We start from the raw sequence: 21,567 nt of genomic DNA on the forward strand, positions 1-21,567 counted from the left end.
CCGGTTCTCGGGTATCTCGTGGGATGAGAGCTCGGCAAACGCGTGAGCCGATCTCTCGAACAGAAGGAGATGTCATGAGCATCGGTAAGAAGTTGCGGCACAAGGGCGAGGCTGCCGGCGGAGCAGTCAAGAAATCGACCGGCCAGGCGCTCGGGAACGAAAGAATGGAGGCCGAGGGCGCACGCGGGCAGACCAAGGGCCAGAGCAAGCAGGTCGGAGACAAACTCCGGCAGGCGGGCGACAAGCTGAAGCACGCCATCAAGCACTGACACATCAAGCACTGACAGGTACTCCCGGACCAGACCCCGCCACGCGGTGGCGGGGTTTGTCGTCGGTGAGCGCCTCGGGACTCTCCGTGACCGCCCTCGTGCCGGCCACGCCGACACCGGCCGGTGTCCTTGGTGATACCAACTCTTGATGTCCTGATGCGTTTCGCGGACGTCGGCCGGCGGTAGACGATGAGGTATGGGTGCAGCAGTGAGCACGAGCGACCCGACGCCGGTCGCATCTCACCGGACGGATCCGTCGGCCACGTCAGAAGTGCCGGCCATTCCGGTGCATCCCATGTCTCGAAAATGCCTGCCTCGGTGGGTGATTCCATGACGACAACGAGGTCTACCGCATCGGCGTCGTCGTACGGTGGGCGGCTTCCACGCAGACGGACGGGCGCCACACGGGCCAGTACCGCCACCTCACGACGTAGTCCCAGACGCGCCGTACCCACGGCACAACGACCGCGTGTCCGCACGACCTCCGACCCGGCCCCGGTCGCGCACCGGCGTGACGCGGGCCGGACCACGCCAGAGCGTGGATCGCCGAGGGACCGAAGCCACTCATCTGGGTCCGTCCAAGCGGCGCCGGGGGCAGAACACCGTCGGTCCTCTGGCGGCGACGGGCTGAGGGGTGCTGTTCGACGGCTGCTTCAGGCGCTCCGAGACCGGTTGGTCAGAGCGACGAAACGGGGCGCGCGGACGGCCGTCGATTGGTTGGACGCCTTCCTGGAGGAGGTCGAGAGAGGCAATCCTGGTTTGGCGGCGGGACTCGAGGCGATTCGAGCCGTCGCCAGAGGAGTCGATCCGCGTTGGGCGGCGTTGCGAGGGCTCGTATCGGCGATGAGCGTGAAAGCCAAGGTTGTCGTGGTTCTCCTCGTGCTGGCCGGACTCATTCTCGCCCCCGTGCTGCTCGTGGTCCTGCTGCTCGTCGCCCTCGCTCTGGCGATCGTCGTCGCCGTGCGGAACGGGGCCGGATGACCAGGTCGGCGAATGTGTCCATACGGCAGATCGGAGGTCGACGAAATACTGACAAAGCGGTCATCGCGTTGTGCCGCTGGTGATTTCACGCGGGACGATCGCTCTCGAAATACTATCCGTGATAGTGGCCGATGTACGGTCTGCGACGTTGGCAGAGCGTATCGTCGGGATTCGGGGGTACTCCGAAAACTCCGCAGACCGCATCGGGTCTCGCGAGACATATCAGAAGCTGCGACACACTACCGGGGTCGGCGTTAGGTGCGTGGTGAATACCCATAGGTAAGAGGGGTTCAACGATGAACACCAAGGGTCAAGTAGCTGTCGCCGTCGGCGTGGGGTATTTCCTCGGCCGGACGCGCAGGATGAAAATGGCGTTGATGCTCGCCGGCGCGGGCGCCACCGGGAGATTTCCCGGCGGGCCGCGAGATCTGCTGGAGCGCAGCACCAAGATGCTGACGGATTCGCCGGAGTTCGCGAAACTGACCGACACCGTACGGGGCGAACTGTTGAACGCGGCCAAGATTGCCGCAGTCACTGCCGCGAGCCAGCGGATCGACTCGTTGAGCAATCGGCTCGAATCGTTGCCCGTCGGAGACGTCACAGACACCGTCGGAGACGTCACAGACACCGTCGGAGACACCGCGGGCAGCGTCGGAGACGTCACAGACACTGTCGGTGGCGTCACCGAGGCCGCCACCGGTGTCACGGAAACCCTCGGGGCGTCGCCGGAGGAGGGAGATCCGGAAGCAAGAAGCGCGCTCGCTCCCGGGACGACGATGAGGCAACTGACGACGAACCGGACGACGACGCTGATGAACCGACCCCGTCGAAGCGACCCATGGCACGTCGCCGGAGCGCGAGCGGCGGTACTCGATCCAACCGTGGATCGAGGACCACGAGATCCGACGATGACGACGACGATGAGGCACCAGTTCGGAAACGCAGGACGCGGGCCAAGGCGACGACGGATGCCACGCCCGTTCGCAGAGGTTCGAGGTGATGGCAATGACGGACACCTCCGACAAGGTACGAAAGTCTGCACCCGGCGACTCCTCGGGAGTGCTGCAGGATGCGGTACAGTGTCTGATCGGCACGGCCACCAACCGTGCACTGTCCTCGGTGACGGGCAAGGTGCAGAACACATCTGGCCGATTGACCGAATATGCGGAAGGCGGTGGCGGAGGTCTGCTCAGCGCGGTCACCGGTGCCGAGAAACGCGACGACGGTGAGTCCGGGCTCAAGTCCGCGATCCGTGGGGGCTGGGAGGGCACCAAGAACAAGGTCATGGACACGGCTTCCAACGTCAAGGAGGCGGTGACCGGCGGCGGTGGTGAGGGAAAAGGCGGCAAAGGGAAGAAGTTCAAGTTCACCAACATCGTCGAATCGATCGATGTCGGCGTCCCCGTACAGCTTGCATACGATCAATGGACGCAGTTCGCCGACTTTCCGTCCTTCATGAAGAAGGTCGAGCAGGTCGAGCAGGTCTCCGACGAGAAACTTCAGTGGAAGGCGCAGGTCTTCTGGTCGCACCGGACGTGGGAGTCGACGATCGTCGAACAGGTTCCCGCAGAACGAATCGTGTGGCGTTCGAAGGGAGCCAAGGGATACGTCGACGGTGCCGTCACGTTCCATGACCTGACACCCGACCTCACCCGAATCCTCGTGATCCTGGAATACCATCCGCAGGGATTCTTCGAGAAGACCGGCAACCTGTGGCGAGCGCAGGGTCGGCGAGCGCGCCTGGAGCTGAAGAACTTTCAACGTCATGTCATGACGGACACGGTCCTGCACCCCGACGATGTCGAGGGCTGGCCCGGTGAGATCCGGGACGGTGAGGTGGTCGAGCCGGAGCACGACGAGGACACAGGGGAGGACTTCGAGGACGAGGACGAGGACGAGGCCGTCGCCGGAGACGAACCTGACGCCGACGATGCCGGTGAGGACGCCGAGTCCTACGACGATTCTGTCGACGCCGAGTCCGACGACGACCATGTCGACGATGACGACTCGATCCTCACCGACGAGGAAGACGAGGACCAGACGCCTCCGAGACGGCGGGGCCGCCCGCGAAAGACGACGGCCGCTCGGTCGGGTCGCTCCCGGCAAGGCGCGGGCCGATGACCACCGCAGTGACGGGTGCGGGTGGAGGCGAATCGAGCAGCTTGGCCGACGTCATCGACACCATCCTTGACAAGGGTCTGATCATCGACGCATACGTGCGCGTGTCGCTGGTCGGTATCGAGTTGCTGACGATCGACGCCCGTGTCGTCGTCGCCAGCGTCGACACCTATCTGCGTTTCGCGGAGGCGGTGAACCGACTCGAGATCGGAAGTGAGCCGCAAGGTCTGACGGATGTGGTCGGGTCCGTGACCTCGGGCGGAGCCAAGTCGAAGACCGAGGGGGCTCTGGAGGCCGCCGGTGAGAAACTCGGCGACCTCCTCGGCGGACAAACGGAACCCGCGCGCGAACGCAAGTCGCGTGGACCCGGCAGGGGGGGCGACTGATGTCCACGTCGGAGCAAGCCACCGATGCGCGGGATGAGCCGCGCATCGAAGGGATATACGTCTACGGCATCGTGCCGGCAGATGTGAAGACCGAGGACGACGCAGTCGGTATCGACGATTCGCCGGTGAGCATCATCAGCCATGGCGACATCGCGGCGCTGGTCAGCGAGATCTCGGTGGACAGGCAACTCGGTAAGCCCGCGGACCTGAGAGCTCACGCTCACCTCCTGGACGGAACCGCGAAGGTGGCGCCGGTGCTCCCCATGCGATTCGGTGCGGTCCTGACCGACGTGGAGGCGGTGAAGGACGAACTGCTCACCGAGAACGCCGACGACTTCGCCGCGGCGATGGCGGAACTCGAGGGCAAGGCGCAGTTCATGGTCAAGGCGCGCTACGTCGAAGACGCGATCCTGCGTGAAGTGATCGGTGAGAGCGCACAGGCGCAGGAGCTGCTCGGCGCGATCCGCGATCAGCCGGAGGAGGTCACCCGCGACGCGCGGATCGCTCTCGGCGAGATGGTATCCCACGCGATAGAGGCGAAACGCGAGGTCGACACCCGCGTCGTCGCCGAGGCTCTCGAGTCTTTGACCGATCAGATCAGAGTCCGTGAACCCACTCATGATGAAGATGCCGCGAACGTGGCGATCCTCCTCGACACCGACCGTCAGGAAGATCTCGAAGCCGCGGTGGGAACGTTGGCGGAGAACTGGGACGGCAGGGTCGAGGTACGCCTGCTCGGACCGCTCGCCGCCTACGACTTCGTGATGACCCGCGAACCGGAGGGCTGAGGCAATGGGACTGCTGTCGTTCATCGTCACCCTGCCCGTCGCCCCGGTGCGAGGGGTGATTTCACTCGCCGAGCTGATCCAGCGCCAGGTCGAAGAGGAGCTACACGATCCAGCCAACGCCCGCCGGGCGTTGGAGGAGCTGGAGGAGGCGCAAGAGTCAGGCGAGATCGGCCAGGAAGAGGTCGAGCGGGCGGAGGAAGCGATCCTCGACCAGATGACGGAAACAGACGAGGTGCCGACAGAGGAGAGGGAGTGAGGAAGCCATGGCGCGAGAAGAGCCGCCTGCCCTCTCGGCGCAGGACACCGTCGCGCTCGCACTGCGCGCGATCACCGAGCTGACGGGCAAAGAGACGATGGGTGCGACGTCGGTGACCCCGACCGACGAAGGATGGACCGTCGAGGTCGAGGTCATCGAGGATCGTCGCATACCCTCCTCGACAGACATGCTCGCCCTGTACGAGGTGGACATCGATCTGGACGGGCAACTGTTCTCCTACCGCAGAACCCGTCGCTACAGCCGGGGTTCGAGTGACACCTCGACGGTGGGAGAGCCATGACCGTGTCGCGTGACAACTACGGCCGCGCTCCGCAGAGCGCTGTGGGCGGGCTCGGTGGCGGACATCAGTCGACGAACCTCGGTGACATTCTCGAACGGGTGCTGGACAAGGGGCTTGTGATCGCCGGCGACATCCAGGTCAACCTTCTCGACATCGAACTGCTGACGATCAAGGTGCGGTTGGTGATCGCGTCGCTGGAGACGGCGAAAGAAGTGGGGATCAACTGGTGGGAGAACGATCCGTGGCTCACCGGAAAGAGCAGTGATCTCGAACTCGAGAACCGAAGGCTCAGAGAGAGGATCGCTGCGCTCGAGGCGGACCGATCGGCCGACCACGACCTTGCGGCGGACCGCCGGACCGAGCTGGAGGGCAACCCGCGAGGTGACCACGATGAGCGACCGTGAGGGAGTGTGGCTGTATGCCATCACGCGGGACGGCGTCGATCACTCGCGTCTGTCCGACGTCAGAGGTGTGGCAGGCGAGCCGGTCCGCTCGGTGACCGCCGCCGGCCTGTGCGCGGTTGTCGGCTCGGTGAGTCTGGACGAGTACGGCGAGGGTCCGCTGCAACGGAATCTCGAGGACCTCGACTGGCTGGCGGCGACAGCACGCGCCCACGACGGAGTCGTGGCCGCCGTTCTGAATTGCGGACCCACCATTCCGCTGCGCCTGGCAACCTTGTACCTCGACGACGCCCGGGTGCGGGACCTTCTCACCGAGCGACGGGACGATCTCGGCGCCGCGCTCGACCGCGTCACCGGGCGGAGCGAATGGGGCGTCAAGGCCTACGGCGACCCGAAGCTCCTCGCGCAGCCCACCGAGGACTCCGGTCAGAAGGGCGGACGCGGGACGGGGACCGCCTACCTACTCCGCAGGCGCGCGGAACTCGCGGCGCAGCAGGACATCGAGCGCCGTGCCGCCGAGCATGCCGAAGCCATCCATTCAGCTCTCGGGGCGCACGCCGTGGACGGTCGGCGCCAGCAGGTGACCGACCCGGTGATCTCCGGCAAACGGGCCTGGATGATCTTCAACGGCACCTATCTGGTCGAGGACCGGCTGGTCGACGAATTCGCCGGCGTCGTAACCGAACTCGATGGCAAGTACCCTGGCGTCTCTCTCGAGCTGACCGGGCCGTGGCCGCCGTACTCCTTCACCGGGATCGACGAGGCGAAACCATGAACGAGTCGGCTCCCGTGGTCCGGGCGGATGACACGCGCCGCATCGCCCTGGTCGATCTGCTCGACCGGGTGCTGGCCGGCGGGGTCGTCATCACCGGTGAGATCACCCTGTCACTGGCGGACGTGGACATGGTGAAGATCTCGCTGCGCACCCTCATCGCGTCGGTCAGCGCGCTCGAACCGCTCTCGTCGGCCACGGACGGCGCGGCCGACCGATGACCGAGCCGGCGGATCGGCCTGAATCCGTTGATGTCGATGCCCTGATCGACGAGGGGCAACGTGTTCTGCCGCAACGCATCGACGCGGATCCCGAATCAGTCGAGCGCGGTTTGGTCGCCCTGGTCCTCACCCTCGTCGAATTGCTGCGTCAGCTGATGGAGCGCCAGGCGATACGCAGGGTCGAACACGGAGATCTGAGCGACGATCAGATCGAGCGAATAGGGACCACGCTCATGCTTCTCGAGGAGAAGATGACCGAGCTCCGTGATCATTTCGGGTTGACTCCCGAAGACCTCAACATCGACCTCGGACCGCTGGGACCTCTGTTGCCACCACCCTGAGTAGCGCCCCAACCGATTGCGAGCCGGATGTAGGCGCGCAGGACGCCGAACTCGGTGATGTCCAGTACCGATGGGTTGAGCTTTGGCCACCGCCACGTGATCAGGGTCGGTGGTCAAACCGTTTGGTGCCCAATAGCTTTGATGCTCAGCGACCACCCGATCACCACATCGGGTAACGACCCGGTCCAGGCTTGCGGTCACGGTGACCATGGCCGGCGCGACCGGTCGACCGAGATCCGCCTTTCAATGGTGCTGCTGATCATCCTGAACGAGGTGGGTTGGACCGCTGACTGATTGCGCATTGTCTGGTCGGCCGAGGTAGGTCGATTCGAGCACGACGTCTTTGATGATCTTTTGGTATTCGGCGTGTGACGGGTGTTCTCGGGTATGCCAGTCGAGGCCCTCTTGGCTGCGCATGAATGCTCGGTACTGTGGGGCGCCTGGGTATTTGACGTTGTCTGCCACGACAACCGAGCCCGGGTGCAGCCATTCGTGATCCAGGATCCGGCGGAGATCCGGGAGATACGCGTCTTTTTCGTGGTCGATGAAGACGAAATCGAGGGTTCCGGGGGCGAACTGGTGTCTGTCGCCCAGCGTGCTGAGGGTTCTCCCGTCATCGTCCAACGTTCCGACGATCACGACGATGCGCTCGCCGATGCCCGCGTGATCCCAGATCCGTCGGGCAACGGCGGCGTTCGCCGGATTGAATTCGATCGAGTACAAGACGGCGTCGGCGGGCATGACACGCGCAATGCGCAGTGCACTGTAGCCGCAGTAGGTGCCGAGTTCCAGCAACCGGCGCGGTTGTGCTGCTGCGACAGCGTCATCCAGCAACTTGCCTTTCTCGTCACCGATGTTGATCAGATAGCTCTTGGTATAGCAGAACTCGTCAATCGCCCGGATGACGTCGTCGATGTCGTTCCGGCGAGCATGCGTGCACACGTAGTCGGCCAAGGCCTGTTCGCGACCGTCACCGACCTGCCAGGTGGCGCCCATATGCCGCAGACCGAACAGGAACCGCAGATACGACCATCGCAGAAACATCACCGGCCTACCGATGCACTCGTTGACGCCGATAGCCAGACCGAGTGCCGCGATGGCCGTCAGCGCAACCCGCGAGAGTCGACTCCCAAAGAGTCTCGGCCGACGTGTGATCAGCAGAACCGATGAAGCGACCGACACCGTGACCGCCAGGATCGCATCGAAGTGTTTGCCCACATGCCCCTCCGTCACTCTGCTGCCGACGTCATGGCAGACCTTCTGCGTGCTGCATGACTTCACGGTCGCCCGCCGATGCGATGGCGCCGAGTCAATTCGGCCTCCAAGATCGGTCCGATGACCGCGAGGGCCTCGGGATTCGCCATTTGGGCATGCGTGACGTCGACGGAGTGTTCGATGATCGTTCCGGACACATACGGTCGCCACATGTCGCCGGTGAGGCCGCCGGTGATTCCTTCGCGTGCCGAGAAGTACAGCAAGTCACCGTCGTAGGATTTCGGCCGATAGTGCGCCGACATGCCAACGCAGTCGACATATCCCTGGTGCAGGCGCTCGAGCTGCTGACGGGTCAACCCCCGGCCCGGCCCGGTGGTGTGGGCGAGCAGATCGACTGCGTCGTCGATGGCCAGCGGCCTGCTGTCAGGAGTGTCTGTCTCGTTGCCTTGTAGGTGGGTGATCAGATCGCGCATCGTCGGCGATGGCGGCCGGGGTGTGCCGTCGGCGAATACGACGCTGTCGAGCATGATGAGCAAATCCACGTCATGCCCACGAGCGCGTAGCCCGATGGCAAGCGCGTGCGCGAGTTGCCCGCCCAGCGACCATCCCAACAGGTGGTAGGGCCCCTGTGGTTGCACACGCGTGAGCTCGTCCAGGTATACCTGCGCCAACTCCTCGACGGTCCGCCACCGCTGCCCTCCGGCGGCGATGGCTGGGGACTGCAGCCCGTAGATCGGCCGGTCGCTGACGTACTGCAGCAAGCCGGTGTAACACCACGACAGCGGCACGGCGGAATGCAGACAGATCAGCGGCGTCCCTGAACCGTTGCCACGCAACGGAAGAATTGTCTCCAGCGCGGACACACCTGCCGTCGGATCACTGTTCGAGCCGACCGCCGCCGAGGACTCGATGGCGGCTGCCAGGGTGCCCACCGTCGGGGTGAACAACGACGACATCGCCACCGCGGTGCCGCTCTGCTCCGACAATCGTTGACACAGATCCACTCCCAGCAGCGAATTGCCACCGAGTTCGAAGAAATTGTCGTCCAGACCGACGCGCGAGTGTCCGGTCACTTCGGCGATCGCCGCTGCCACGATGTGCTCGATCTGTGTTTGCGGCGGGCGAAATGCGGGACGCGCCAGCACTTGTGGATCAGGCAGTGCGGATCGGTCGGCCTTACCGCTGCCGGGGTTGATCGGTATCGCGGTCAGCGGCACCAACGCTGCCGGAACCATGGCCGGCGGCAACACTGTCCGCAACCGCGCCAACACGGCGGCGCGGTCGAAGCCGTCGCCATCAGCCGCGACGACATAACCGATCAACCGGTCGCCGAGTGTCTCGGACGTCCACATCCGCACCACGGCCTGATCAACTGCCTCGTCCGCGGTCAGAGCACGCTCGACTTCGGACGGTTCGATGCGCTGCCCGCGTAGCGAGATCTGGACATCGCTTCGTCCGAGGTACTCCAGGGTGCCGTCCGGCTGCTCGCGAACCACATCACCGGTGCGATACATTCGGGTTCCCTCGGGGCCATACGGGTTTGCGACGTAACAATGGGCCGTGGTCGCGGGCCGTCCCAGATAGCCTCGCGCCAACGCGTCACCGGCGACATAGAGTTCGCCGCGGGCCCCGGGCGGTGCGAGGCCGAGCTTGGCATCCAGCACGAGAGTCTGCATTCCGGGGAGTGCCCCGCCGATCGTCATGGTCGCGTTGGGATCGAGCGCACCTGTGTGGGTCACGATCACAGTGGCTTCGGTCGGGCCGTAGGAATTGAACATGGGCACCCGGGTGGCCCAGCGGCCTGCAAGTGCCGGTGGGCATTTGTCGCCGCCGACGGTGACGCATTGCAGCGACGTCAGTCGATGCGGGTCGAGTGTCGCCAAAATGGTCGGCGTGACGTTCAAATGGGTGATCGCCTCCTGCTCGATCACCTGGGAGAGTTGTTCGCCGGCCACGATGTCCGGTGCCGGCACGACCAGCTTCGCCCCGGACGCGAATGCGGAGAGGTATTCGAGCATCGACGCGTCGCAGTAGGGTGAATGCGCCAGCAGCACGACCGATTCCGGGCGAATCCGACCCCGAGCGAGCAGTTCGTCACTCAGTGCCGACAGACCCTCGTGAGTGCTGAGCACACCCTTCGGCTCGCCGGTGGATCCGGAGGTGTAGATCAGATAAGCGGGGTGAGCGGCGCGCAGCGGCCGTGTCCGATCCGCATCGGTCACTGCCACAACCGGCTGTGTTGCTGCGGCGCAGGTGAATTCGTCGCTGTCGAGTAGCAGCCAATCCACCGCCGTGGCGTCCAGCAGTGTGCACCATCTGGTGAGGGTGATTCCCGACATCGCCCCAGAATCTGCAATCAGCTTCGTCACCCGCGCCGGCGGATCGGTGGGATTCACCGGGAAGAACACCGCGCCTGCCCGGGCTACCGCCCACAGCGCCATGACCGATTCCACCGATCGGGACAAGGCCACCGCTACAACGACTTCCGGACCGGCCCCACGTGCTGTCAGCTCACGTGCCCACTGTGCGGTCACCTCGTCGAGTTCGCGATACGACACCGACCGGTCCGGCCCGCTCAGTGCAATCCGTTCACCGGCACCGATCCCGGCCGCCAGCAGCTCCGGCAGCAACCGCGACCGACGCCGGGACTGCGGGGCCGCGACGCTCCGTGTGCCGGCCCTGAGTGCGAACACCTTCTCCCCGGCCGAAGCCCGCAGGAATCGGGACAACCAGTCCATGAACTGCTGGTGATACCGATCCAGCTCATCTGCGGTGTACAGGGCGGGGTTGGCATGAAAATCGATGCTGAGGGGTCCGGTACCGACTCGGTAGCAGCTGACCGACAGATCTTCTACCGGCCCGGCCGAGAGCAGGTGCGCCCGACCGCGGGCGCCACCGAAGCCGATGCTCTCGGGAAGGGTGAGGACGTTGATCAGCGGACCATAGCCACTGCGACCGGCCAGCCCCACACCGTGGTCGCGGAGCAGGTCTTCGTGGCGATACAGTTGGTGCCGCAATGCGCCGATGATGGTCAGGCGCACCTGTTGCACCAGTTCAGCGACCGTGCTCTCGGCTACGCCTCGCACGCGTATGGGCACCACGTTCGAGACCATCCCCGCCGATCGACGCAGTGCCCCGGTGGTTCTGGCGGCCACCGGCAGTGACACTGTGACATCGCGGTCACCGGTCATGTGCGCCAGGAACCCGACTGCTGCCGCGACCAACACCTCTGCCATTCCGGTGCCGTACCGGCCGGCCACGGCATCGAGCCGCGCCGTTGCTGCTGCATCAACCGTTGCCTGCGCCGAATGCGGCCTTGTCGACGGTGCAGCGTATCGATCGGTCAGCTTGGTGATGTGATCCAGACCGGCGAGTTGCCCAGCCCAGTACGCGCGGTCGGCGTCGAATCGTGGCGAGCACCGATACCGCTGCTCGGTCGCCACAATCTCGGTCAGGAGCATCGCCCGACACGGTGGAGCGGCCGTACCTTCGGTTGCGGCGGAATACAGTTCGGCCGTTCGCTGCGATAGTTGCGCGGCGCCGAAGCCGTCCATCGCAATATGGTGGCTGCGCGCGTACCAGCGGTATCGGTCGGGACCGAGGGTGAACATCACCGTCCTGGTGACATCGGGACCCGACAAGTCGATGGCGGCCTCAAGGTCGTTGCTCATCCAGACACGAGTGGCATGGTCTGGATCGGGTTGATCGCTCACATCGATGCAGTCGAACCCCGCCGGTAGATCATGGTCGACGTATTGGCGCGGCCTACCACCGACGACCGTGAAACGCACATGTGGCGACTGCAATTCTCGACCGGCCCGTCGCCAACAGTCCTGTAGCAGTTCGAGATCGACGGGTCCGTGCAGATCGGCATACTGAGAAATGGAGAACGGCGTGCGCGGGTGAAGTTGTTGCGCCATCCACAGTTCGGACTGCGCGACCGACAATTCGAAGGTGCTCGCCGCCGGTATCGCGCTGCCATTCTGGCGCACGTCGCCCGACAGGTCCAGCACGGCAAAGTCCTCAGCGCTCGACGGCGAGGGCGTCAGCGACGGCGACTGTGCTTGATTGCACTGTCACAGTTCGGCACCAGCTGCGAGGAAACGTTCAACGGCGTCCATCATCTGGCTGACCGAATCGGCGACATACAGCACTGGCTGACAGATGCTGTCGTCGATGTCGCTGGCAATGACATCCTCGACCCGGAAGTCTCTCAACTCCGCATCCTCGAAAGACTCCATCTCTGCAACCGAGGACAAGATGGCGGCACCACACGCTCGCGGGCGGCCGTTCTCGATGACCAGGCCGACCTCCATGGTGAACCAGAACAACCGTGAGATCGCCGTCCGCACCTCGTCAGAGTCGGCGTGTAAGGCAGCTCGTCCGAACCGGCGGTACAGCTCCGCGAACTCCGGATCGGCAAGCATCACCCCATGGCCGACCAGTTCATGAATGACATCGGGGTCAGGCGAAAATGATTGCTCCGTGACCGGGCGCACATCCGGGGTTGACGTGAGAATGCCCTTGGCAAGTGGTCCGTAGAACAGCGGGCCCGGTACTGCCCCCATCGCCGGTGCGAGCTCGAAGCCGGTCAAGGACCGAAGGGTACGTGAGACCTCACTGAGCTGCGGCACCCGGCCGGTGGGCAGCTTCACGCGTTGTGCGGCCCCCTGATACGCCATGCAGCTGAGATCCTCATGCATGCCGCGAAGGGTCGCGAACACACGCGACCACAAGGCGTCCTCTTCGCTGCTGTAGCCAAAATCGGGCAACGGTCGCCCCGGGCGAAACGCGCGGGCGACCCGCTCGCGCTCGGCTCGTATATCGAGACATGCTGTCATCGCAATCGGTACTTTCTCGTTGCTGGAATCTTCCTGCCAGTCTCAGTTGCTCCTGTTCACGCTCAGCTCAAATGTGTTCGGGTTCTCCGATTATGAACGGTAATCTTGCCACCCGTGCTGCGAATTCACCACAGACTGACAACATCTGGAGAAGGCAGTACCCGGCGAAATGTTTTGCGAAACCAGCGATGTCGTCCGGAATGTGCGAAATGAGCGCTTTGAATCTGGCCGATCTGCGACACGTTTCGGGATTCGGCTCATGCGCCGATCGCGGCAGCCAGTGTGGGCCAAGATCTGTGCAGCTGGTCTTGCCAGTACGGCCATGAGTGTGTGCCGGCCGCAGGCATGCCCACAGTCACCGGGATGCGCAGGGCACGTAAGCGGTCCACCAATGGCCGCGTGCACTGATTGACAAACGCCTCCAACGCTCCGCCGACGACAACTCGATCGACCAGCGCACCGACATTGCCGCCGATCCCCGGCGCATTGGGTGTTTCGTGCGGGCCCGGAAGGCCGGTGCCGACCGAAACGTACACGTGGGTGCCACGCAGTCGATCCGCGTGCAGCGTCACATCGTGGTCGGCCCACGCGGGATCGCCGGGTGGACCCCACATGTTGGCCGCATTGGCGCCGAAGATCGCCAACTCCGCGTACACCGACGCCTGCACCACGGGGTCGCTCATGCGTGTGCAGCCGCTGTAGGAACCCACCGCCTGATAGAGCCCGCGTGCATGGGCCGCCAGGTCCAGGGCCGAGGTCGCCGACATCGACAATCCGGCAACTGCATTCCGACCGGTCATGGAGAATCTGGCGTTGAGCAATGGCGGCAACTCGCGGGTCAGGAACGTCGCCCATTTGTTGGTGCCCAAGACGGGATCGTGATGTTGCCAATCGGTGTAGTAGCTGGCGCGGCCTCCCATCGGGATCACCACGTTGACGTTCTTGTCAGCGAAAAACGAGGCCACGTCGGTTCGTCCGGTCCACGCGCCCCCGCCTTCGCCGCCGTCGACGGCGTTGAGGAGATAGAGCGCGGGTGCCGACGCATTCGGGTGCGACACCCACAGCGGAATCCGGCGATTCATCGCCGCCGAATACACCGTCACCGCGAACTGGCGTCCGCCCAGAGGCGTCACGGACACCACGGCGGATCGATCCGACCCAACTGGTCCTGCCGGGTTGGGCGCTGCGAATGCAACCGGGGAAGATGCGGCCATCGCGCAGACCACCATCCACGCGCCGACGGCCATCGACGCGCCGACGGCCATCGACAGTGGGCCCCGCCGGCGCACCGTCATCGGACTGATTCGCTGCAAGCAGGTACACGCCGCCGAGCGTTGTGTTCATACATCCCGGAATCGTAGCCGCTGCGGGAATGATCCCGGCGCGAATTTCGTGATGCAGTGTTGAGCGGGGTGCACGGCTGCTGTGAACGCGCTGTCGTCTACACCGCGATCGTCGGCGAAGCGGTGCGTATCCGACGGCGGATTTGCCGTTCACATGATGGAAACCAGCTGTGCGCGTGGGAAGTTCATCGAACACCGGGACGGCTGACAACGCATCACGTCGGCGCAGCCGGCCGCGACACGATGACGTACCGAGCTGAGCGGACACGGATGCCGAGAAGCGGACAGACGGTTCCCCTTCGAGCTGCCCGAAATATGCTGATCAAGGCTCGCCGCCCCACGGAGACGGGTTCTGAACCGGCCTTATGCGTGCCCCTGGTCAGACTCGAGCTGACACTGGACGGGTGTTGAATACCCAAGGTGTGCACTCGACGGTCAGATGCCACCTGCGGTTACGGCTCCACTTCTCGTCATCAGTGCAGGTAACTACCACTTCTCGCCACGTGTTTCGAGGAGATCGGCGGAGTGCACAACAAGGTACTCGCTGATCGGACGGGCTGCCTCAGAGGTGGAGTCGTCGCGAACGCCGTCGTACCCAGGCTTCCGAGTTCTCGGTGAGCATCGCCTGGGCCTTGCGGCGTTCCGGGTCGACACGACGAGCACAGGGTGGGGCCACTTTTTTTACTGGCCCCCAGTGGGGACCTCGACCTGGCCACCAATGGTGCCTTTCTCATGGCCACGGACATGGCGGAGGGGTTTCGGTGCTATGAGCGAAGTGTCAATGCGAGTCGCGGGCACAGGCGGACAGCGTCGCGTGCGTGCCGAAGTGATTCGCGTCCGATGACCGGTTCGGGCGAACCACTCAACGGCAGGGGGTACCCCCATTCGTCGCGAGCGAGTTCTCGCGGAAGGAGTTCCGTGCAGATGCCGCGTCCATCGCAGCGAGTCCAATCGATGTGCAATCGTGTCGCGGCGCGCTCGCGGTCCCTCATGTGATTCTCCTCTGCTGGGTGAGGTGACCCGCTTCGCAGCGCCCACGAAGATGGAACTCGACATCACGGGCGAAGGTGGTCAGCGCGGAGCGCACCAAACGGGCGGTGCCGTCAGGGTGGTGGCAGGCGCCGCGCCCGTCGACGAGCCCGGCGAATCTGCGGATATCGGTGATCACATCGGCGCCACACCGCCCCCGAGCCAAGATCGCCATCGACTCTGCGAGGCGGGGAAGCCCGTTCAGGCAGGGTCCGCATTGACCGGCGCTTTCACGGGCAAGGTATTCGACGATGCGGGCCGTCGCGGAAACTCCGCACGAACCCGAGTCGAGCGTGTGGATCACGCCCGCTCCCGGGCTCGCGCCGAGTGTGGACAACGACCACCGTGACAGAGTCTGACCGCTCAACTGGTCTGTCCCGTGCCACGTTCCGTGGTATCCGCCAACCAGTACCGCACGGAAGCGACCGGGTTCACCGGCTACGGGGTTCAGGACCGAATACAGCGGAACCCCGATGGGGACCTCCCGCACTTCGGGATTGCGATTCGTACCGGTGAGGGTGATGAGCATCGTGCCCGGTTCGTCCGGGGTACCGACTTCTCGGAACCAGTCGGGCCCGCGGCGGGCGATCGTCGCGATGTGTGCAAGGGTTTCGACGTTCTGGACCAGGGTCGGACGGCCCCGCAACCCCGAGACCGACGTGCTGGTCACGGAGTCGCTCGGAATCGCTGCTCTACCGCCGACCGCCGCGATCACTGCGGTCTTCTCGCCTGCGACGAATCGCTCGGGTGCCTCGACGACCGTGATGTCCGTCGGGTCCCAGCCGGTTGTTCTGCGCTCGTCGATGAGCCGGCGGAGCGGTGCGACCATGTGCTGTCGAACGTACAGATAGGACTCATGGGCGCCGATGGCGTCAGCGACTGCGGCCATCCCGTCGAGGACCAGGTGTGGCGAGGAGTGAAGCAGTGCTGCGTCTTTGCGGCTGAGCGGCTCACCTTCGGAAGCGTTGGCGATGAGGACGCACCGTCTGCCCGCTGCGACAGCGGCCATCTTCCTCGCTGCCGGAAACCCGGCACCGCCGCGCCCGCGCAGCCCTGCCGCCGCCACCGCATCGATCAAGTGGGGTCCGCAGCGGGGACGAGGACCGAAGCGGGCAGCGTGGCGGGCCAGGTCGTGACCGTCCCCGGATAGGAGTCGGGTCGAACGGGAGACAGGTGAACGGAACGGCGCAGTCGTTGTCATGCGGACACTTTCATTCGGGTGTCGTGATGTTCGTAGAAGTCGTGGCGGAGTCGGAACACGCCTGCTGCGGTCATCAGAGCGATGCACGCGGCAACGATCGTGAGGAACCACAGGTGCCCGGCATCGGTGCCGTTGCCCAAACCGTGTACCAGGGCGATCGGCCACAGGGCGTAGGCGAGCCAGTGCACCGTTCGGAAGACTCGGTGCCCCAACCGGTGACGGAGAAGGCTGGTGACCCCGACAAGGATGATCAGATCCACTGCCACGGTCCCCAGTCCAAGCCAGAAAGGGCGGTAGGTGCCGAGGAAGGGCAGCACAACGTCCACGAGTTTCAACTGCGCATAGGGATCGAAGAACAGTGCTCCCAGGTGGAACGCGATCAACAGCGTTCCGAGCAACGTGGTGTTGCGATGAAGTTCGACCATGCCGAACCGCGGCAGGGTCAACAGGGCGCGACCCGACCGGACGACGATGCCCGATGCGATCGAGAGCGTCAGGATGATGAGGGCCGACATACCTGTGCCGCGGCCCAGTGCCCACAACGCTTGATCCATCACTGGTTCCTCGATTCCCGGGGCCAGGCCGCGGTGTGCGTGACCGCGCCCGCCTGGTCGACGAAGCGCACCGGAAGAGCGAGTGTCGCGGCCCACTGCGATGCGTCGCGTCCGCGCACCATGCAGGCGGTACTGACGGTGTTGGCTATCAGGCAACTCGTTGCCGCGACAGTCACTGTCCGCCAACATGCTTGCGCCGGTGTGCCGAGCACAGGGTCGATGATGTGATGGATGCTCTCGCCTGCGTGGTGCCAGCGCCTCCGAAGCGTGCTCGACGTGGCGATCCCGACGTTCTGCCCCGTCTCGACCACCGCGGCCGGCTGGTCGTCTCCGTCCTGCACTCGAATCTGCCAGCCACCGACAGGGGTAGGGCCGCTGATCGAGAGGTCACCACCGAGATTGACCAACACGCCGCATCCGAACGTCGTGTGGACGAGGGCCGCGCACCGGTCGGCGGCAAGAGCTTTCGCAGTGGCGCCCAGGTCGAGGATCACGCCCGCCGGGACGGTCACCATCTGGTCCCTCGACGTCACCATCTTCCACGAGGCGCGTTGAACAACACGGGGGACGACGCGACGGCCCGCGTGCGGTTCTCGGCTCAGCGCCGCGAAGTCGCGGTCGTATCCGAGGTCGATCAGCGCCGAGCCGACAGTGGGATCGACTGCGCCACCGGTCATCCGCGCGGCATCGAGGGCTGCGTCGATGAAGTCGGCGAGCAACCTGCTGACCGCCATCGGTCGACCGTTCGACCGCGTCAGCGACCTGATCTCGGATGTCTCGCGAAAGCGACTGCAGGCGAGATCTATCGCTGCCAGCTCAGTCTGTACCAGGGTCTGTGCCTCCTCGAGGACCACCGGGTCCGTGACGATCAAGTGGGCGTCGGTTCCCCACACCTGCCAGTGCGACTGCGCCAGTTCGGCGGTCATCGTGGCGCCGTTCATGAGCCGTGCGTGCTGGTCTGTCCGCCGCCGCTTCCCTGTGATACCGCCGGCGCCGGCCCGAACTGTGATGACGAGGTGTCCGGAAACGAGTAAGTCGACGACGACTGCGAGGAGGACTCCGGTTCGCGCGGTGTCGGTGCTGACTGCGGCGTTGCGCCGGCCGTCTGCGTATCGAGGTATGCCAGCGTCGAAGTTCCGATGGCAGCGGCAGCACCGACCGCCAGGACCGTCGCCGTCGCAGCTCGGGTGCGGCGAAAACCGGACTCGGGCGTCTTCATCATGGCCTCCTTGGCAATACCGAGACCAGTGCATTTCCGGGCCTCGATATCCAAGATCCGGTTCGTCGCTGTAGTTTTGCTGAGTGAGGGCTGTGAGGTTGGTCGGGGAGTGACGGGAAGCATCGATCAGCCCGCTTCAGAGCCCGCCTTCGGTGACTCGGTAGACGACCACGAGCATCGTCCGCTCACGTGGAGACCTGGTTCGATCGACAACCGGAGGGCCGCTGGTGTAACCCGGGCCGCGCCGAGAGCTATTCATCGGTCGTGTCCGAGATGGCGGTCCTGATCGACCCGGCCGAGAAGTGTTCGACCGCCGGGGACGACCGAAAGCACATCACGGGCCCACTGGTCACGCACGCGTTGATGGCGCTGTGGCGTGGCTCGGGCTCTGGCCAGGTCTCGGTAGCCTGATGCCGCCCATATCCCGGCGACCAGGGCGTCGAGCAATCCCGCATGTGCCCGTTTGGTGTCGGCGGCGGCCAACCCGATCGCGGTGGCGGCGTGCACGGCGTCGACCCATACACCCACCGCCAGGACCTCCGGGCTGGGATTCACCCCGGACGATGCAGCTTGGATGATGTGCCGCGCCCCCAGGATTCGGGCGACCACGATGCTCGACGTGTCGACGTGGACCCCCAGTGCGCGCATGACACCGCGTGGGCCCACCAGCAGGACCGTTCCCCACGTTCCACGGAGCAGTTCGATTCGGCGGTAGGTTGCGCTCACGGGCGTGTCTCCGTCCAGGTCTTCTGACGCGGTCGGCTCGTTCAGCGGTGCCGCGCCATCGCGACATTACCGAGTGTCGGGGCCACGCCGGCGACGCCCCAGGCCCACGGACGGGTGTGTTCGGCCAGCCAACGCTGCGGTGAATGGGCAGCGGCACGGTTGCCGAAGACGCCGTGGGCGCCGTAGTCGGAGCCGTCAGCGCCATCAAGGGGCTCCCGCACCACGCGCGCCTCTGGTGCCCCCGGTGAGACTCGAACTCACACTGGACGGGTTTTGAATCCGTTGCCTCTGCCAATTGGGCTACGGGGGCCAGTGCTCGGGTTGCCCCGTGCAGGAGCCAACTTTAGATGATCGGCCGACCGGGCCGGCAGCCGGTACTCTTTCGGAGCAACTATGGCGTGGAGGAGGGGATGGTGACGGTGACCGACAGTGCGACGACAACAGCTGGTGAGACCACGAAGACACACCGGGTTCTGGTGGCCGAGGACGACTCGTTGATCCGCATGGATCTCATCGAGATGCTCCGTGAAGAGGGCTACGACGTCGTGGGCGAGGCCCCCAACGGGCAGGTCGCCGTCGAGCTCACCGAGTCGCTGAGGCCCGACCTGGTGATCATGGACATCAAGATGCCCATCCGGGACGGCATCGACGCGGCGACCGAGATCGCGGAGAAGCGGCTGGCGCCGGTGGTCATGCTCACCGCCTTCAGTCAGCGCGACTTCATCGAGAAGGCGCGCGACGCCGGTGCCATGGCCTACCTGGTCAAACCGTTCACCAAGGCCGACCTGGTGCCCGCCATCGAGGTCGCCGTCAGCCGCTATCACGAGCTCAAGCTGCTCGAGCGTGAGGTCGCGACGATGAACGAGCGCCTCGAGACCCGCAAGCTCGTCGAACGTGCCAAGGGTCTGCTCATGCAGAAACAGGGGCTGTCGGAACCCGAGGCGTTCAAATGGATCCAGCGCGCTGCGATGGACCGTCGGACCACGATGAAAGCCGTGGCGCAGGTGGTCGTGGAGACCCTCGGAGCGAACTGAGCGACCGAGGGTCCGTTGACGCAATGCCTCTGCGCGCAAGTCAGTTTCACTGTCTTTACGCAGGGGCAACAAGATCGCGCTAGCTTTTCTCCAGCGAGGCGCGGTTCGATGCGTCGATGTCGATGCGCCGCCTTCGTGGGATACCTCCAATCGCAAGGAGAACACCGATGTCCTTTCGTTTCCTGACGAGCGGGGCGGTGGTCATGACGGCGGCGGCAGCGCTCGTCGTCGCCGGCTGCAGCAGCTCTGACTCCGGTTCCGACGAAGGCTCGGGAGGGTCGGCGAGCGCAGCTGTCGAGTCCACGCCCGCGCCTCCCGGACCGGGCCTCGCCCAGAAACTGGCCTGCAATCCGCCGAAGGCCACCCCGGGACCGGCGAGCACCGCGCCGCTGAAGATCGGAACGCTGCTCCCCGAGACCGGCTCCCTGGCCTTTCTGGGACCGCCCATGGTCGCCGGCGTCAACCTCGCCATCAAAGACATCAACGCCGCCGGCGGTGTGCTCGATCAGCCCGTTGCGCTGGTCACCGGCGACTCCGGCGACACCACCACCGACACGGCCAACGCCACTGTCGACCGCGAACTGTCCGCCGGTACCCAGGTGATCATCGGTGCGGCGTCGTCCTCGGTGTCGCTGAAGGTCATCGACAAGATCGCCAACGCGGGCGCCGTCATGTTCTCGCCGGCCAACACCTCCGACGAGTTCACCTGCTATCAGGACAAGGGTCAGTACTTCCGTACCGCTCCCGCGGATGTCCTGCAGGCACAGGCACTCTCGCAGACGATGGCCGAGGACGGCGTTCAGCGCGTGTCAGTCCTCGCGCTCAACGACCCGTACGGAACAGGCCTGGCCGACAACACCGTTCGTGACCTGGAGGCCGCCGGTGTGCCCGCCGACCAGATCCAGAAGATCATCTACGACCCGAACGCCCAGTCGTTCAACGCCGAGGTCGACCAGGTGAAGAACTTCAACCCGGATGGCATCGCGCTCATCGGGTTCGAGGAGAGCGCCAAGATCCTGACCCGTATGCACGAGGTCGGCATCGGGCCGAGCGACGGCAAGCTCGTGTACGGCGTCGACGGGAACATGGGCAACGCGCTGGGCCAATCGGTCGGTTCCGGTCTGCTCAAGGGCATGAAGGGCACCACGCCGCTCACGCAGACCAGCGGTGAGTTCCAGTCCGCCCTCAAGGAGCTCGATCCCGAGCTCATCGATTACAACTACTCGGGTGAGAGCTACGACGCCGCGGTGCTGAGTGCTCTTGCGGCGACTGCAGCCAAGTCGACCGACGGTCGCACCATTGCCGCCGACATCATCGGCGTCACCAACGGCGACGAGGACTGCGACTCGTACCAGGCCTGCCTGGATCTGCTGAAGAGCGGCAAGACGATCGCCTACGTCGGCAAGACCGGCAACCTGGCGTTCAACGCCGCCGGTGAGCCCAGCGTCGGCTCGTACGGTGTCCTCGAGTTCGACGGGGACAACAAGCTGCTGACGCCGACCCGCAAGTACGTGTCGGTGGCCGCGCAGTAGCCACAACGGAACCAGGGACCCTCGGCTCGCGAGCCGAGG

The 21,567-nt window shown here is 64.9% G+C and carries 24 protein-coding genes and 1 tRNA gene; 13 read left to right on the top strand and 12 right to left on the bottom strand.

Going from position 1 to position 21,567, the window contains the following annotated elements; all coding sequences use genetic code 11:
• Positions 1–74: 74 nt before the first annotated feature.
• The 11 genes from BPODLACK_RS16005 (at position 75) to BPODLACK_RS16055 (ending at position 6,834) form a co-directional block, all read left to right on the top strand.
• On the top strand, positions 75–269 hold the full coding sequence (locus BPODLACK_RS16005; RefSeq protein WP_159405662.1) for a CsbD family protein: 195 nt from the start codon (positions 75–77) through the stop codon (positions 267–269).
• 843 nt (positions 270–1,112) lie between these two features.
• Positions 1,113–1,250, top strand: a complete 138-nt coding sequence (locus BPODLACK_RS23595; protein WP_236577691.1) for a hypothetical protein — start codon at positions 1,113–1,115, stop codon at positions 1,248–1,250.
• A 1,005-nt stretch (positions 1,251–2,255) separates the two neighbouring features.
• The gene (locus BPODLACK_RS16015) at positions 2,256–3,371 is read left to right on the top strand and encodes an SRPBCC family protein (protein WP_159405664.1); all 1,116 of its coding nucleotides are present in this window, start codon (positions 2,256–2,258) and stop codon (positions 3,369–3,371) included.
• Positions 3,368–3,754: a gas vesicle protein GvpJ gene (gvpJ, locus tag BPODLACK_RS16020; protein WP_159405665.1), complete on the top strand. Its 387-nt coding sequence runs from the start codon at positions 3,368–3,370 to the stop codon at positions 3,752–3,754. The genes BPODLACK_RS16015 and gvpJ overlap by 4 nt, the downstream gene beginning before the upstream one ends.
• On the top strand, positions 3,754–4,542 hold the full coding sequence (locus BPODLACK_RS16025; RefSeq protein WP_159405666.1) for a GvpL/GvpF family gas vesicle protein: 789 nt from the start codon (positions 3,754–3,756) through the stop codon (positions 4,540–4,542). The genes gvpJ and BPODLACK_RS16025 overlap by 1 nt, the downstream gene beginning before the upstream one ends.
• Before the next feature lie 4 nt (positions 4,543–4,546).
• Entirely contained in the window at positions 4,547–4,798 is a 252-nt protein-coding gene (locus BPODLACK_RS16030; RefSeq protein ID WP_159405667.1) for a gas vesicle protein GvpG, read from the top strand.
• 7 nt (positions 4,799–4,805) lie between these two features.
• Positions 4,806–5,099 (top strand): gas vesicle protein GvpO, encoded by a 294-nt coding sequence (gvpO, locus tag BPODLACK_RS16035; RefSeq protein WP_159405668.1) that lies wholly within the window; start codon positions 4,806–4,808, stop codon positions 5,097–5,099.
• Positions 5,096–5,503: a gas vesicle protein gene (locus BPODLACK_RS16040; RefSeq protein WP_159405669.1), complete on the top strand. Its 408-nt coding sequence runs from the start codon at positions 5,096–5,098 to the stop codon at positions 5,501–5,503. The genes gvpO and BPODLACK_RS16040 overlap by 4 nt, the downstream gene beginning before the upstream one ends.
• Positions 5,490–6,275, top strand: coding sequence for a GvpL/GvpF family gas vesicle protein (locus BPODLACK_RS16045; RefSeq protein ID WP_159405670.1), 786 nt, complete (start codon positions 5,490–5,492; stop codon positions 6,273–6,275). The genes BPODLACK_RS16040 and BPODLACK_RS16045 overlap by 14 nt, the downstream gene beginning before the upstream one ends.
• Entirely contained in the window at positions 6,272–6,493 is a 222-nt protein-coding gene (locus tag BPODLACK_RS16050) for a gas vesicle protein (RefSeq protein ID WP_159405671.1), read from the top strand. The genes BPODLACK_RS16045 and BPODLACK_RS16050 overlap by 4 nt, the downstream gene beginning before the upstream one ends.
• A complete protein-coding gene (locus tag BPODLACK_RS16055; RefSeq protein ID WP_201450625.1) occupies positions 6,490–6,834 on the top strand; it encodes a gas vesicle protein K in 345 nt (114 codons plus the stop codon). Before BPODLACK_RS16050 ends, BPODLACK_RS16055 begins: the two co-directional genes overlap by 4 nt.
• A 243-nt stretch (positions 6,835–7,077) precedes the next feature.
• Here BPODLACK_RS16055 and BPODLACK_RS16060 read toward each other — a convergent pair whose 3' ends face one another.
• From BPODLACK_RS16060 to BPODLACK_RS16115, 12 genes are all read right to left on the bottom strand, one after another.
• On the bottom strand, positions 7,078–7,878 hold the full coding sequence (locus BPODLACK_RS16060) for an O-methyltransferase (protein WP_159405696.1): 801 nt from the start codon (positions 7,876–7,878) through the stop codon (positions 7,078–7,080).
• Between the two features lie 233 nt (positions 7,879–8,111).
• Positions 8,112–12,062, bottom strand: a complete 3,951-nt coding sequence (locus BPODLACK_RS16065) for an amino acid adenylation domain-containing protein (RefSeq protein WP_328722244.1) — start codon at positions 12,060–12,062, stop codon at positions 8,112–8,114.
• A gap of 63 nt (positions 12,063–12,125) precedes the next feature.
• Entirely contained in the window at positions 12,126–12,890 is a 765-nt protein-coding gene (locus BPODLACK_RS16070) for an amino acid hydroxylase (RefSeq protein ID WP_159405672.1), read from the bottom strand.
• Between the two features lie 257 nt (positions 12,891–13,147).
• Positions 13,148–14,155 carry an alpha/beta hydrolase gene (locus BPODLACK_RS16075; RefSeq protein WP_236577692.1) on the bottom strand — a complete coding sequence of 336 codons (1,008 nt, stop codon included), beginning with the start codon at positions 14,153–14,155 and terminating at the stop codon, positions 13,148–13,150.
• 842 nt (positions 14,156–14,997) lie between these two features.
• The gene (locus tag BPODLACK_RS16080) at positions 14,998–15,225 is read right to left on the bottom strand and encodes a ferredoxin (protein ID WP_159405673.1); all 228 of its coding nucleotides are present in this window, start codon (positions 15,223–15,225) and stop codon (positions 14,998–15,000) included.
• A complete protein-coding gene (locus tag BPODLACK_RS16085) occupies positions 15,222–16,463 on the bottom strand; it encodes an NADH-ubiquinone oxidoreductase-F iron-sulfur binding region domain-containing protein (RefSeq protein ID WP_159405674.1) in 1,242 nt (413 codons plus the stop codon). The genes BPODLACK_RS16080 and BPODLACK_RS16085 overlap by 4 nt, the downstream gene beginning before the upstream one ends.
• Positions 16,460–17,017, bottom strand: coding sequence for a ferric reductase-like transmembrane domain-containing protein (locus tag BPODLACK_RS16090; RefSeq protein ID WP_159405675.1), 558 nt, complete (start codon positions 17,015–17,017; stop codon positions 16,460–16,462). Before BPODLACK_RS16090 ends, BPODLACK_RS16085 begins: the two co-directional genes overlap by 4 nt.
• Complete coding sequence (locus tag BPODLACK_RS16095; RefSeq protein ID WP_159405676.1) at positions 17,017–17,958, bottom strand: FAD:protein FMN transferase; 942 nt, start codon at positions 17,956–17,958, stop codon at positions 17,017–17,019. Before BPODLACK_RS16095 ends, BPODLACK_RS16090 begins: the two co-directional genes overlap by 1 nt.
• A complete protein-coding gene (locus tag BPODLACK_RS16100; RefSeq protein ID WP_159405677.1) occupies positions 17,955–18,239 on the bottom strand; it encodes a hypothetical protein in 285 nt (94 codons plus the stop codon). Before BPODLACK_RS16100 ends, BPODLACK_RS16095 begins: the two co-directional genes overlap by 4 nt.
• Positions 18,240–18,491: 252 nt before the next feature.
• Entirely contained in the window at positions 18,492–18,962 is a 471-nt protein-coding gene (locus BPODLACK_RS16105) for a hypothetical protein (protein WP_159405678.1), read from the bottom strand.
• A 41-nt stretch (positions 18,963–19,003) separates the two neighbouring features.
• On the bottom strand, positions 19,004–19,183 hold the full coding sequence (locus BPODLACK_RS16110) for a hypothetical protein (RefSeq protein WP_159405679.1): 180 nt from the start codon (positions 19,181–19,183) through the stop codon (positions 19,004–19,006).
• Between the two features lie 12 nt (positions 19,184–19,195).
• Positions 19,196–19,272, bottom strand: a tRNA-Leu gene (locus BPODLACK_RS16115).
• Positions 19,273–19,372: 100 nt separating this feature from the next.
• On the opposite strand from BPODLACK_RS16115, the gene BPODLACK_RS16120 reads away from it, so the two are divergent.
• Together BPODLACK_RS16120 and BPODLACK_RS16125 are read left to right on the top strand one after the other, a co-directional pair.
• On the top strand, positions 19,373–19,996 hold the full coding sequence (locus BPODLACK_RS16120) for an ANTAR domain-containing response regulator (RefSeq protein WP_159405680.1): 624 nt from the start codon (positions 19,373–19,375) through the stop codon (positions 19,994–19,996).
• Positions 19,997–20,163: 167 nt separating this feature from the next.
• Positions 20,164–21,528: an ABC transporter substrate-binding protein gene (locus BPODLACK_RS16125; RefSeq protein ID WP_024498735.1), complete on the top strand. Its 1,365-nt coding sequence runs from the start codon at positions 20,164–20,166 to the stop codon at positions 21,526–21,528.
• Positions 21,529–21,567 lie beyond the last annotated feature (39 nt).

Origin of the sequence: Gordonia sp. YY1, assembly GCF_009872315.1 — a bacterium.
Classification (GTDB): Bacteria; Actinomycetota; Actinomycetes; order Mycobacteriales; family Mycobacteriaceae; genus Gordonia; species Gordonia amicalis.